This is a genomic window from Ferdinandcohnia sp. FSL W7-1320, from assembly GCF_038050315.1.
GTDB classification, from domain to species: Bacteria; Bacillota; Bacilli; order Bacillales; family Bacillaceae_L; genus Ferdinandcohnia; species Ferdinandcohnia aciditolerans.
On sequence record NZ_JBBPAM010000001.1, the window covers coordinates 3,792,904 to 3,806,229 of the forward strand.

Sequence of the window (13,326 nt, forward strand, 5' to 3'; positions counted from 1 at the left end):
ACCTGCTCGCCCCATACTCATATTACCAATCTATGGTACAAGCTCACAAAACATGACAATAACACTTATGCATAGTTTTATTTCAAAAAGAAAAAGCCAAGATGGCATCTTGGCTTTTTACTCATTAATTTTTGGATCAAGGGCATCACGTAAGCCGTCACCCACAAAGTTAAAACATAATACAGTAATTAAAATCATTAAGCCTGGAGCAGTTGGTACCCACCACTGATTAAGCATGATTGTAATACTTTGTGCACCTTGAAGCATATTCCCCCAACTTGGTGTTGGTGGCATAATACCTAATCCAAGGTAACTAAGAGCAGACTCAGCTAAAATTACTCCACCAACATTTAATGTTGCCGCAACAATGATTGGACCCATTGCGTTAGGTAGAATTTCCCTGAAGATTATCGTAAAACTCCTAGTTCCAATAGTTTTTGATGCTAAAACAAATTCACGGCCACGTAATGATAAAAACTCACCTCGTACCAATCTGGCAGTGGTTGTCCACCCTGTAAGTGCAAAAATGAGAATTAACTTGTCCACACCTGGGTTAAAAATTGTTACAAGTGTAATTAACAAGAAGATTTGTGGAATGGAAAGCATGATATCTACAAATCTCATGATCATTGCATCCACAATACCACCAAAATATCCTGCAATTGCACCTAGTGCTGTTCCAATCGTAATTGCACCAGCAACAGAAGCAAAGCCAACTAGTAATGAGATTCTTCCACCATACAATAATCGGGTTAAGAGATCTCGTCCAAATGTATCTGTACCTAGGAGATGTTCCTTACTAGGGTCTACTAGTCTTTTTAACAAATCCTGTTTATCTGGATCATGTGGTGTTAATAAAGGTGCAAATATTGATGATAAGATAATAAGAATTAAAAGCACTGCACCTATAACTGCAAGTTTATTTTTAAAGAACTTACGAATCATTATCTTCGTTAAAGTGTCAGCTTTTGAATTTAAACCTTGGAGTTCTATTTCGTTTCCTGATGCTAAATTAGGTTGTGCCATCCTTCTTCCCCCCTTCTAGTATTCAATTCTCGGATCAAAGATAGCGTATAAGATATCGGCTATAAGATTTCCTACTACTACTAATACGGAGGAAATTACAGTTATTGCCATAACAATTGGATAGTCACGTTGGAAAGCTGAATCAACAAATAATTTACCAAGACCTGGCCAACCAAATACAGATTCAACAATAACAGAACCACCGATGAAACTTGGTATCATAATACCAAAAATCGTTATTACCGGAATTAGACCATTTCGTAATCCATGTTTTGCAATAACTTTTCTTTCTTTAAAGCCTTTTGCTCTTGCAGTTCTCATATAGTCTTGGTTGACAACCTCAATCATACTTGAACGAGTATAGCGTGTTAAACTCGCCATATCTGCAGTAGCCAATACAAACGCTGGTAAGATTAAATGGTGAAAACGATCCCAAATGCTAAACGGAGCATTTAGAGTTTGAGTACCAGAAGCAGGGAACCACCCTAGATGAACAGAGAAAACCATAATTAAAATTAATCCGAACCAGAAATTTGGTATAGCAAGTCCTAAAAATGAGGATACAGTAACCGTATAGTCGATTTTAGAATATGGACGTACTGCAGAAATTACCCCAAACGGGACTGCAATAACAATTGCTAAAATCGTAGATACTCCCATCAACAGGAGGGTGTTCGGCAATCGATTCCAAATCAATTCGGAAACGTCTCTTCCCTTATTAATAACAGAATCTCCAAAGTCACCTTGAAGCATATTTCCTAACCACTTAAAATACTGGACATGGATTGGGTCATTAAATCCGTATTTCTCCATAACCAATGCTCTATCTGCTGCACTAATATTAGGATCCATCATTAGTGCAGTTGGGTCACCAGGTGCCATATGCATAATTGCAAATGAAATGATGGTAATTCCTAATAATAGGGGAATAGCCATTAATGTTCGTCGGATGATATAAGATACCATAGCTATTTCTCCTTCATAATTTAATAAATTCTCTATGTGTTATCTAGATACGTATATCCAGGAGTTTTCGGTTTCAAAAGAAAGAAGGAAGGGAAACTACCCTTCCCTCTTCAACTATCATTTTAACTAACTCATATTAGTTAGCTGGTTGTAACCACCATTTATGAGCATTATAGAATGGGTTTCTTGAATGGAACTCATAACCTTGTAATTCTTCCGGCATAGCACGGAATTCTTCAGGATAATACAAGAATGTGTAAGCTTGATCTTCTACAAGAATATTGTATAGTTCTTTGTGAATCTCTTTGTACTTCTCAATGTCAGTAGTTTGTCTTGCTTCTTCCATTAACTTGTCAGCTTCTGGATTACTATACCAAGTCATGTTTAAGCCTTCTTCAGCTTGTGAAGAGTGGAAGATATCATATTGGTCAGGGAATGTTGATAATGCCCAACCAAGAATCATAGCTTCATACTCCCAGTTTGGAGCTGAGATTTGCTCGATGAATGCAGACCATTCAACGATTTCAGGTTTTGCTTCTACACCAATTTCTTTAAATTGTTGTTGTAATACTACAGCGATATCTTCACGGATTTTGTTACCTTGGTTCGTTTTGATAGAGAATGACATTTCTTTACCATCTTTATCTACGATACCGTTTCCGTTCGTATCTTCCCATCCAGCTTCTTTAAGTAATGCTTTTGCTTTTTCTAAATCATACTCAAATTGTGGTACATCGTCATTGTAAGTCCACATTAATGGGCTGTCAGGAGCAGTAGCTGGTTGACCCGCGCCATTCATGATGCTTTCAACGATTGCTTCTTTGTTAACTGCATGTGTAAATGCTTGACGAACTTTCTTGTCTTTGAATCTTTCATCTTTTTGGTTGAAACCTAAGAATGTATAAGATAATGCTAAACCATTTTCAACTTTAGTACCTTCGATAGTTTTAACTGTGTCAACTTCAGTTCCAGGAACTGCGTTGTACATGTCGATTTCACCAGCTTGTAATGCAGCAACTAGTGCGTTAGCATCAGCTACATAACGTGTAGTGATTGAATCTAAGTGTGGACGACCATCAAAATAGTCATCAAATGCTTCAACTTTTACATACTCTCCATCTTTCCACTCAACAAATTTGAATGGACCAGTACCGATTGGGTTTTTAGTATTGAACTCATTCTCGTGTAATGTAGCAGGATCAACATCACCTAAGATATGTTCAGGTAGTACAGAATAGCTCAAAGTTGTTGGGTAGAAAGTTACGTCTACTTTGTTTAAAGTAAATTTAACAGTGTAATCGTCGATTTTTTCTACTTTTTCCATGCTTTCAAAGTTTGATTTACGCTCAGAAACTACGTCTGGGTTTTTCATTAACATGTAAGAGAATACAACATCATCAGCTGTCATTTCTTCTCCATCATGGAATTTAACACCTTTTTTAAGTTTTACAGTATACTCTAAACCGTCTTCTGAAGGAGTGATTTCTTCAGCTAGGTCATTTGTTACTTCTAAATCTAAGTTAACTGTTACTAATCCATTGTAAATGAATCCTTCAATATCACTTGAAGCTGTATCAGTTGAGAAATATGGGTTGAATAATGTTGGGCTACCAGCAGATCCAACAACTAAATCTCCACCATCAACTGGCTCATTGCTTGGTTCTTCTTTTGCTGGTTCTTCCTTAGCTGGTTCTTCTTCTTTTTGTGTGTCAGTGCCAGCTTCTTCGCCGCCACCGCTACAAGCTGCTAAGAAAAGTGACATTACAAGTGTTAGGACTAAAAATAGCCATAAGCTTTTTCTTAACTTCACGTTTGTTTCCCCCTATCATTTTGTTAGAATTTTTAGTTTTTACTGCTTAAATTGATCCCTATAGGTGGCATCTCCTCCCTTCAAAGAATCTATATATATTCTGTGCCGTCACTTTTACTCGTAAAGGTGACATGCAACAAAATGCCCTTGTTTTACTTCTTTAAATTCTGGTACCAACTGGCGACAAATATCTGTGGCTGCCGGACACCTTGTGTGGAATACACAACCACTTGGTGGATTTGAAGGGCTTGGAAGTTCCCCCTTTAACACTATACGTTCCCTTTTGATTGCCCCTGATTTTTTAGGGACTGGAACTGCAGATAATAATGCCTGCGTATATGGATGAAGTGGTTCAGCATATAAATCTTCTTTATTCGCTAATTCCATCATCTTACCAAGATACATAACTCCCACTCTATCACTTATATGTCTTACAACACTCAAATCATGAGAGATAAAGATATAAGTTAGACCAAATTCTTCTTGGAGGTCTTCCATTAAGTTAATTACCTGTGCTTGAATTGACACATCTAGCGCTGATACTGGTTCATCAGCGATTATCAATTCAGGGTTCAAAGCGAGCGCTCTTGCAATCCCAATTCTTTGGCGTTGTCCTCCTGAGAACTCATGCGGATACCTGTTAATGAATGAAGCATTCAATCCAACTGTTTCCATTAATTCTTTTACTTTTTCTTCCCGCTCTTTAGCGGTATATAGATTATGAGTGATTAATGGTTCTTTAATAATAGAGCGTAAAGACTTTCTTGGATTAAGGGTTGCAAAAGGATCTTGAAAGACCATTTGAATATCTCTTCGTACAGTCTTTCTTAATTCATTTTCAGACATATGGGTAATATCTTTCCCCTTAAAGATGATCTTCCCATCGGTTGGTTCATACAACCGGATAATTGTTCTACCAGTTGTTGATTTCCCACAACCTGATTCTCCAACTAGTCCAATTGTTTCACCTTTTTTTATCTGCAAACTTATTCCATCTACCGCTTTAACATTTCCAACATTTCGTTGTAGTAGACCAGCTTTAATCGGAAAGTATTTTTTTACATCTTGAAGTTCAAGGATGATTTCACTATTTTCTTTCGAAGTATCAACCTTATTTTCTACGTTTGTTGAAATCATGCTTTTGCCCCCTCGTCGTCATATAAGAAACAGCGAACTGCTCGATCATTCCCCATTTGTTTTAGCTGAGGCGCTTCTGCAAAACAGCGATCAAATGCTTTTGAGCAGCGTGGAGCAAACCTGCATCCCTTTGGCATATTTTCCGGTGATGGTACATTTCCTTCAATTGACTGTAGACGTTCTATCTCACCTTCTATTGTAGGAATAGAATTCATGAGTCCAACTGTGTAAGGGTGAAGCGGTTCATCAAACAAGTCATCTACAGGTGATTGTTCCACAACTTGGCCCCCATACATTACAACGATCTTATCTGCTACTTCTGATACAACACCCAAATCGTGAGTGATTAGTAGAATTGAAGTATCAAATTTGTGACTTAAGTCCTTCATTAAGTCGAGAATTTGGGCTTGTATTGTCACGTCTAGTGCTGTTGTAGGCTCATCAGCTATTAGAAGTTTCGGATTACAACTCATTGCAATCGCTATCATGACCCTTTGGCGCATACCACCTGATAGGCGGTGTGGGTAATCATTTATTAATTCCGCTGCCCTTGAGAAACCAACCATTTCTAACATTTCAATTGCCTTTTTTGTACTATCAGCTTTCGACATTTTTTGGTGATACATTAGTACCTCAGTAATTTGTTCTCCAACTGTTAGTACTGGGTTAAGAGATGTCATTGGTTCTTGGAATATCATTGAAATATCATTCCCACGAACCTTGCACATTTCAGCTTCTGATAAATCAACCAGGTTCTTACCATCTAAAATGATTTCACCTTCAACAATTTTCCCAGCTGGACTTGGCACTAATTTCATAATTGATAATGATGTAATACTTTTACCAGATCCTGATTCACCTACAATAGCTAGGGTTTCACCTTTATTTATTTTCAAATCAACGCCATCTACGGCAGGTATTACAGTTTTCTTTTTGTAGAAGTAGGTTTTTAGATTTTTCACTTCTAGTAATGTAGCCATAAAAACGGTTCACCTTCCTTACCGGAACTAAAAAACAAGTTCACTCATTATTCAAAATATAATATCTTTAGTGAAATATCAACCAAAAAATTCTAGCAATCTCTTATTTTACCACACTAAAGCTTTTAAGTGTCAAATATATAGAAATTATCTGACAAAAGAATCAACTAAATTTTATTACAGAAAGATTACAAATACAAGTCAATTTTTTAAATTAAGTTAATATACATTTTTAACAGAAAAGTGACTATTCTCCTAATCTATTTAAAATTCTATTAAAACTATGTCGAAATTGCAAGATAATTTTTATTATTTTTATTACTTTTTAGTGTAACTGTTGATATTATTAGTTTTTTTAAAGTAATATCTAAAATACACCTTTCAAGAAAACAGGGGATTTTGTTTTATTAGTATAATTCTTTAGTGCTAAAAAGCGTTACATTAATGAAATGTAAAAATAAAAAAAGATCCATCACATTTTGTGATAGATCTAGCTAACGATTTGATTTAGGATTTAGCGCATCCTTCAAACCTTCACCTATAAAATTTATAGATAAAATCGTTAATGTTATTGCCAAAGCAGGCGGAATCCATATCCATGTTTTATTTTGAAGTACATCCGGCTGATTTGCTACTGAAAGCATATTTCCCCAACTCGGAACATCCTGCGGGATACCAAAACCTAAAAAGCTTAGTCCTGTTTCAGCAACAATCATACCAGCAAATAAAAGAGTTGCTTGAACGATAATAGTTGAAAAGACGTTCGGTAATAAATGCTTTACAATAATTTTCGCTGAAGAACAACCTATTGATTGTGCTGCTAAAATATATTCATTCTCTTTTTCTGCAAGAACCTTACTTCTAACGATACGTGCAACTCCACCCCAACTTAGCAGACTAATTACACCAATAAGTACCCAAACCCCTGATACTTTTCCAATTAAAATGGTATTGATAACAATAACAAAAACGATGAATGGGAAGTTCAGAACAAAATCAGTAAAACGCATTAACATATTATCGATTTTCCCACCAAAATACCCTGCTACTGATCCAATAAATGTACCAAATGTTACAATTAAAATCGTACAGGCAACCCCAACTGTTAAGGAGATTCTTCCACCGTATAAAAGACGTGTAAATACATCACGCCCTGCGTTGTCCGTACCTAGCCAATGTTCGCTAGATGGAGATAAATTCATCTTTCCGATATCTACCTTTGTTACATCTGCCGTTGTAATAAACGGGGCTAAAAAAGAAATAATAGCAACAAAGATTAAAAAGATTAAACTCACCATCGCAAGCTTGTTCTTTACAAATTTTTTCCGAGCAATGGCCCATGGAGATAGACTTTTACGAGGCTTTATGTTTGCTTGTAAGCTTGTATTTGTTGCTGTTTCCATAAAACCATTCCTCCTAATCTAAACGAATTCGCGGATCTACGATACCGTACAAGATATCTGCGATTAAATTCCCTACAAGTGTTAAAGTAGATAAAAGCATAGTTAATGACATTAAAACTGTATAATCACGTTGACTTACTGAGTTTAAAAATAGACTTCCTATACCAGGATAAGTAAATATAGTTTCTGTAATAATCGCCCCACCGATTAACGCTGCTAAATCAAAGCCAAAAAATGTTACAAGGGGAATGATTGAATTACGAAGAATGTGTTTGTTATAGATAGTAGATTCCTTTGTACCTTTTGCACGTGCTGTTCTTACAAAATCCTTACGGCTGTTTTCAATTACATCATTTCGTAAAAATTGTGTATAAGATGCTGTACTAAACGCACCAAGTACAAGAGCAGGTAAAAGAACATGATGTAAACGACTCATATAATATGCAAATGTTCCTTCCATTAATCCAACCTCTGAAGATCCACCTGATGGAAACCATCCTAATTGGAATGAGAAAACATAGATTGCTACAATTGCGGCAACAAATGAAGGAATCGCTAATGCAAAATAATTCCCTCCGCTAATTACATGGTCACCCACTGTATAGGGTTTTCTTCCGGAATACATTCCCATAAAGAATGCTAGAATATACGTAATGATAAGTGCAGCTACACCTAATAGAAGTGTATTTGGAAGTCGTTCTGCAATTACATCGATAACTGGCATTTTATAGCGTGAAGATGTACCAAATACTCCTTGTACGAAATCTGATATCCAACGAATATACTGAATATGAATAGGGTCGTTATAACCAAGTTTTTCCCTCATTTCCTCAATATACTGAGGATCCGTGTTTGTTGGATCAATTTCTCCGCTTAGTGAGTCCCCTGGCATTAGTTTCGCCAAAGTAAACACAACGATGGAGATAAGGAGCAAAACTGGAATCATACCGAGTATTCTTCGAAGAGCAAACTTTAACATGGTCGATTCTCCTTATCTAGTATTACTTTAAAGTAGTATCAGTGGGCGAATCGCCCACTGATAGAACCATCACATATTATTTACCGTCAGTAACATACCACTTATGGAAATCACTTAATCCAGGTGCAGAAACATGTACACCTTGAACACGTTTGTTCATGCCCCATAGATCATAATATTCTACGATTGGAATAATAGGTAATTGTTCGTTCCATAATTGCTGCCATTCAACATAAAGCTCTTTACGTTTTTCTTGGTCAGAACCAACGATTGAAACATCAAGCGCATCTTCTAGCAATTGGTCGTTCTTATCATCTGTCCAACGAGTGAAGTTCCAAATGGCATCTCTTCCCCATAATCCAGATGGATCTGGGTCAGTTCCAGTTCCCCAAGTACCGAAGTGAACTTCCATATCCTTATCGTCTTTTTCTAACATATCGTAATAAAGGGTACCGTCGATTAATGCACCTTTTGCAAATTCTGTTTTAATCCCAACTTCATTCCATGCTTGAACAATATACTTCGCACGTGGTTCGAATGTTGGGTTACTACCTGCGTAGTGAGCAAATTGAATAGAGAATTGCTCTCCATTAGGATCTTCTCTAAAGCCGTCACCATCAACATCTTTGTAACCAGCTTCATCTAATAATGTTTTTGCTTTTTCTGGATCATACTCATAATGAGTTAAATCTTCTTTATCAGCTGCAATCCAGTGCGCACTTGGTACTGGAGTGTCCACTACTTCACCTAAACCATTAAAGAATCCTTTAATCCATTCTTCACGGTTAAGTGCATGTACCAATGCTTGACGTAATTGTAAGTTTTGGAATTTTTCATTATCCATAACGTTTTGTTCTTTTTCTGCATCCCAGTGACCGAATTTAAATCCGATGTAAGAATAAGAAAGGCCTAATACTTTTTCAAGATTAACATTGTCTAATGCCGCAACCTGCTCGTAGTTTGAAGCGTGTACAGACATTACATCTACTTCTCCAGATTGAAGTACACCTGAAGTTAATGCTGCGTCAATTACTTTTACAACAACAGTATCTAGATTTGGCTTACCTTGATAGTAATCATCAAAGCGCTCCATCTCTACGGATTCACCTTGAACAATGTTCTTCACTTTGAAAGGTCCAAGCCCTACTGGGTTTTGACGAACTTGTGGTGAAGAAGCCATATCTTTAACAGCTACACCTTCAAAATGCTTTTCAGGCATTGGATATGTCCAAAGATTTTCTAAGTTGTTAACACGTGCTTTGTCAAAAGTAATTTCGATATTGTAATCATCAATTACTTTAATACCAGAAATACTCTCTGCTTTTCCATCATGGAATTCAGGAGCACCAACAATGTCTTTTACGTTCACATAACGTGGACCTGTATAATCAGGGTGTGCAATTGTTTCTAATGCAAATACCCAGTCATTAACAGTAAGTTCTTCACCGTTATGCCATTTTACACCTTCTTTGAAAGTGAAAGTATAGTGTTGGTTATCTTCTGTTTCCCAGCTTGCAATTCCTGGAATGTAATTTAAGTTGTCGTCAGTTTGAATTAAAGATTCATTAAAGAACTGAATAATTTCAGAATCTGAAGCTTCTTCATAGAATGCCCATTCTAATAAACCTTGGAATTCTCCACCTAACGCATATGTTACTTTACCACCTTGTTGTGGTTCAGTTGTTTTTTCCGCAGATTCTTTTTCCTCACCGGATTTAGAATCTTTACCTCCACATGCTGCTAAAAATAAAGACATTACTAGCAACAGGGAAATCACAGACAATAGTGATTTTTTCATCTTTGTTACCCCCGTTTTGTGTTTGTTTTTCATGTAAGTATGAACTAGAATTTTTCATTTATCACCCTACTCGTTGTAGAGGTGACACGCTACTCTATGTCCTGGTTTCACCTCCTTTAAAGCTGGTTTTACTGCTCGGCATTCATCAGTTGCAAAAGCACAACGCGGATGGAATGGACAGCCAGTTGGAGGATTTGCTGGGCTAGGTACATCACCTTCTAAGATGATGCGCTCCTTCTTTCTTCTAGGATCTGGATATGGAATCGCTGAGATTAGAGCTTTTGTATAGGGATGCAATGGTTCTGCATATAATCCATTTTTATCTGCAATTTCTACGATTCCACCTAAGTACATAACTCCGATTCGATCACTCATATGTTTTACAACACTTAAATCGTGAGCGATAAATAAGAACGTTAAATCAAATTCTTCTTGCAGTTCCTTCAATAAATTTAATACTTGTGATTGAACAGAAACGTCTAAAGCTGATACTGGCTCGTCCGCAATAATTAATTTTGGTCGTAAAGCTAACGCTCGGGCTATTCCGATACGTTGTCTTTGTCCACCTGAGAACTCATGCGGATATTTATAGTACGCATCCTCCGGAAGACCAACCTTTTTTAATAGTTCAATAATTTCGGGTTTTAATTCCTTAGACGATTTCTTGTAATAGTTCTTTATTGGTTCTGCTACAACATCCCCTACCATTTGCTTTGGATTTAAAGAAGCATATGGATCTTGGAACACCATTTGAAAGTCTTGGCGTATCTTTCTTAATGTTGTTCCGGATAGATTCGTTATATCTTTACCATCAAAAATGATTTTTCCATCTGTTGGTTTAGTTAATCGTAAAATAGTACGACCTGTTGTCGATTTTCCACAGCCTGATTCACCAACAAGACCTAACGTTTCACCCTTAAGTATCTCAAATGAAACATCATCCACTGCTTTTACATTTCCTACAGTTCTCTTAAAAAACCCGCCTTTAATAGGGTAATAGGTTTTGAGATTCTGAACTTCGAGCAAAACTTCATCTTTTCTTTCTTTCATTGCCTGGTTCATTTCTTATTTCACCTCTTCCATTGGATAACTTGTTTTGTAAAGAAGACAAGATACCTCATGGCCGCTCGCTACCTCTGCCAACTTAGGTGTAATTCGTTTGCATTCGTCTGTTGCCACTGGACAGCGTTCAGCAAAACGACAACCAACCTTTGGCATGTTCTTCAGCGAAGGAACTATACCTTCAATTGAACCTAATGTTTCTTCAACTTCTTCCATTTTAGGAATGGAATCTAATAGCATTTTTGTATACGGATGCTTCGGATTATAGAACAGCGTGTCGACATCCGTTCGTTCCACAATCTTCCCAGCGTACATCACGATTACTTCATCGCACATTTCCGCAACAACACCTAAGTCGTGTGTAATTAAAATAACGGACATATCATTTTTTTCTTGAATCTCTTTTAATAGATCAAGGATTTGTGCTTGGACTGTAACATCCAATGCTGTAGTCGGCTCATCCGCAATCAATAATTTTGGTTGACATGCAATTGCCATGGCAATCATAACCCGTTGACGCATTCCGCCCGATAACTGGTGTGGGTACTCGTCCACAATTTTTTCCGGCCTAGATATTCCGACACTCTGTAACAAACTGATACATCTTTCACGTGCATCCTGCTTTGAAATATCAAAATGATTAAGTAAAACTTCTGCTAATTGAAAACCGATAGTAAAAACAGGATTTAACGCTGTCATTGGTTCCTGGAAAATCATTGAAACATCTTTCCCACGAATTTTATTCATTTCAGATTCTGATAGATTCTCAATATTATTTCCTTGGAAAACAACTTCTCCGTCTGTAATTTCTCCGACCCCTACAGGTAGTAGTTTCATAACAGACATTGACATAACGCTTTTACCGCAACCTGATTCTCCAACAATTCCGACAATTTGGCGCGATTTAACACTAAAAGAAACACCGTCGACAGCATGATAGATTTGACCATCAATGTTAAAGCCTGTTTTCAATCCCTTTACTTCTAGCAAAGGTGCTTCCGTTTTTGTCTGATGCATAAAAACACCCCAGATTCTTCTAGATTAGTCAAAATTATTATGTAAATAGAATTTTATTACTATAATATTATAATTGCAAGACAATTTTTTATAATCAGAGTCAAAATCGTTTAAAATGTTGCAAAATAAGGTTTTATAATAAATTATCTATCAACTCAAATTATTTCAATATATTATAAAAATATATCATATTAGAATTTTCAAAAAACCTGTCTATACAACTTGATTAAGCACGAATGAAAGTTTCGAAAAAACAGAGAATCAAATTATAACGCTCGAAAAAGGTTATCATGGAGAAAAGATGTTTGACCAGAAACTAGAAAAGCTCTCCGTAGAATGCCTCATCATTAATGACCTCCTACTTGAAACGGCCAATACCCACTACCTAATCGATTCTCACCTTGTATCTCCGCCTAAAATTCACATTTTTGAAGTGAAAAATTTTGAAGGAGATTTCCTAATTGAAGACAACCGCATGCGACTAATCTCTGGTAAGGAGATTAAAAATCCCCTCATTCAACTATCACGTACCGAATCGCTCTTTCGGCAATTGCTCCAACAGCTCGGTTATAACCAAAAAGTAGAGGCTCATCTTGTTTTTATTAACCCGGAATTTTACCTCTACGGAGCCTCCCCCGACCTACCAATTATTTTTCCATCACAACTTGAACGATTTATGAATCAATTAAATTCACAGTTCTTCAAATTAGCAGGGAAACACCATGCACTAGCGGAGAAACTCATGGAATTGCATGTAAAAGATTCACCTTTTTCACTGCTGCCAGAGTATAGTTTTGATGGATTGACGAAGGGGATATTGTGTGAGGGGTGTGGTGAATTAGAGATGTTTGATTCAGGATTCACTACAACATTAACATGTAAGAAATGTGGTTTTGTTGAAGATAAAGAAGCTGCAATCTTGCGGAGTACAGAGGAGTTCAGTTTACTTTTTCCACAAATGAAGATTACTTCAGGGATTATTTTCGAATGGTGTAAAATTATAAGATCAAGGGCTGTCATCCAAAGAGCACTTGCAAAATCCTATCAATCTTGCTCATCCAAAAAAGGGACATACTATATTAAAAAAAATAAATAGTGCAATATGAGGAAAATAAGATAAGAGCTTTCCCTGTTTCATTCAAAAGGGG

Annotated in this window: 11 protein-coding genes; 1 reads left to right on the top strand and 10 read right to left on the bottom strand. The window is 36.6% G+C overall.

The window, feature by feature from the left end; all coding sequences use genetic code 11:
* Nucleotides 1-117: 117 nt before the first annotated feature.
* From opp4C (NST91_RS18710) to NST91_RS18755, 10 genes are all read right to left on the bottom strand, one after another.
* Entirely contained in the window at nucleotides 118-1,026 is a 909-nt protein-coding gene (gene opp4C / locus NST91_RS18710) for an oligopeptide ABC transporter permease (RefSeq protein ID WP_121445400.1), read from the bottom strand.
* A 15-nt stretch (nucleotides 1,027-1,041) separates the two neighbouring features.
* Nucleotides 1,042-1,992, bottom strand: a complete 951-nt coding sequence (locus NST91_RS18715) for an ABC transporter permease (protein ID WP_341332339.1) — start codon at nucleotides 1,990-1,992, stop codon at nucleotides 1,042-1,044.
* Nucleotides 1,993-2,128: 136 nt separating this feature from the next.
* Nucleotides 2,129-3,802, bottom strand: coding sequence for a peptide-binding protein (locus tag NST91_RS18720; RefSeq protein WP_341332340.1), 1,674 nt, complete (start codon nucleotides 3,800-3,802; stop codon nucleotides 2,129-2,131).
* Nucleotides 3,803-3,916: 114 nt separating this feature from the next.
* Nucleotides 3,917-4,939 (bottom strand): ABC transporter ATP-binding protein, encoded by a 1,023-nt coding sequence (locus NST91_RS18725; RefSeq protein ID WP_341332341.1) that lies wholly within the window; start codon nucleotides 4,937-4,939, stop codon nucleotides 3,917-3,919.
* On the bottom strand, nucleotides 4,936-5,919 hold the full coding sequence (locus tag NST91_RS18730; protein ID WP_341332342.1) for an ABC transporter ATP-binding protein: 984 nt from the start codon (nucleotides 5,917-5,919) through the stop codon (nucleotides 4,936-4,938). The genes NST91_RS18725 and NST91_RS18730 overlap by 4 nt, the downstream gene beginning before the upstream one ends.
* Nucleotides 5,920-6,413: 494 nt before the next feature.
* Nucleotides 6,414-7,322: an oligopeptide ABC transporter permease gene (gene opp4C / locus NST91_RS18735; protein ID WP_121445405.1), complete on the bottom strand. Its 909-nt coding sequence runs from the start codon at nucleotides 7,320-7,322 to the stop codon at nucleotides 6,414-6,416.
* Nucleotides 7,323-7,335: 13 nt separating this feature from the next.
* Nucleotides 7,336-8,301: an oligopeptide ABC transporter permease gene (gene opp4B, locus NST91_RS18740; RefSeq protein WP_341332343.1), complete on the bottom strand. Its 966-nt coding sequence runs from the start codon at nucleotides 8,299-8,301 to the stop codon at nucleotides 7,336-7,338.
* 76 nt (nucleotides 8,302-8,377) lie between these two features.
* Nucleotides 8,378-10,099, bottom strand: a complete 1,722-nt coding sequence (opp4A, locus tag NST91_RS18745; protein WP_341332344.1) for an oligopeptide ABC transporter substrate-binding protein — start codon at nucleotides 10,097-10,099, stop codon at nucleotides 8,378-8,380.
* A 66-nt stretch (nucleotides 10,100-10,165) separates the two neighbouring features.
* Nucleotides 10,166-11,161 carry a dipeptide ABC transporter ATP-binding protein gene (locus NST91_RS18750; protein ID WP_121445408.1) on the bottom strand — a complete coding sequence of 332 codons (996 nt, stop codon included), beginning with the start codon at nucleotides 11,159-11,161 and terminating at the stop codon, nucleotides 10,166-10,168.
* Nucleotides 11,162-11,164: 3 nt separating this feature from the next.
* Complete coding sequence (locus NST91_RS18755; protein WP_341332345.1) at nucleotides 11,165-12,178, bottom strand: ABC transporter ATP-binding protein; 1,014 nt, start codon at nucleotides 12,176-12,178, stop codon at nucleotides 11,165-11,167.
* Between the two features lie 268 nt (nucleotides 12,179-12,446).
* Between NST91_RS18755 and NST91_RS18760 the strand changes: the two genes are divergently transcribed.
* Nucleotides 12,447-13,274, top strand: a complete 828-nt coding sequence (locus NST91_RS18760) for a nuclease-related domain-containing protein (RefSeq protein ID WP_341333562.1) — start codon at nucleotides 12,447-12,449, stop codon at nucleotides 13,272-13,274.
* Nucleotides 13,275-13,326: the final 52 nt, after the last annotated feature.

What these genes read in the sequence shown, in the direction of transcription:
- opp4C (WP_121445400.1), bottom strand. Translation starts at nt 1,026, where the DNA reads ATGGCACAACCTAATTTAGCATCAGGAAACGAAATAGAACTCCAAGGT.
- NST91_RS18715 (WP_341332339.1), bottom strand. Translation starts at nt 1,992, where the DNA reads ATGGTATCTTATATCATCCGACGAACATTAATGGCTATTCCCCTATTA.
- NST91_RS18725 (WP_341332341.1), bottom strand. Translation starts at nt 4,939, where the DNA reads ATGATTTCAACAAACGTAGAAAATAAGGTTGATACTTCGAAAGAAAAT.
- NST91_RS18730 (WP_341332342.1), bottom strand. Translation starts at nt 5,919, where the DNA reads ATGGCTACATTACTAGAAGTGAAAAATCTAAAAACCTACTTCTACAAA.
- opp4C (WP_121445405.1), bottom strand. Translation starts at nt 7,322, where the DNA reads ATGGAAACAGCAACAAATACAAGCTTACAAGCAAACATAAAGCCTCGT.
- opp4B (WP_341332343.1), bottom strand. Translation starts at nt 8,301, where the DNA reads ATGTTAAAGTTTGCTCTTCGAAGAATACTCGGTATGATTCCAGTTTTG.
- opp4A (WP_341332344.1), bottom strand. Translation starts at nt 10,099, where the DNA reads ATGAAAAAATCACTATTGTCTGTGATTTCCCTGTTGCTAGTAATGTCT.
- NST91_RS18750 (WP_121445408.1), bottom strand. Translation starts at nt 11,161, where the DNA reads ATGAACCAGGCAATGAAAGAAAGAAAAGATGAAGTTTTGCTCGAAGTT.
- NST91_RS18755 (WP_341332345.1), bottom strand. Translation starts at nt 12,178, where the DNA reads ATGCATCAGACAAAAACGGAAGCACCTTTGCTAGAAGTAAAGGGATTG.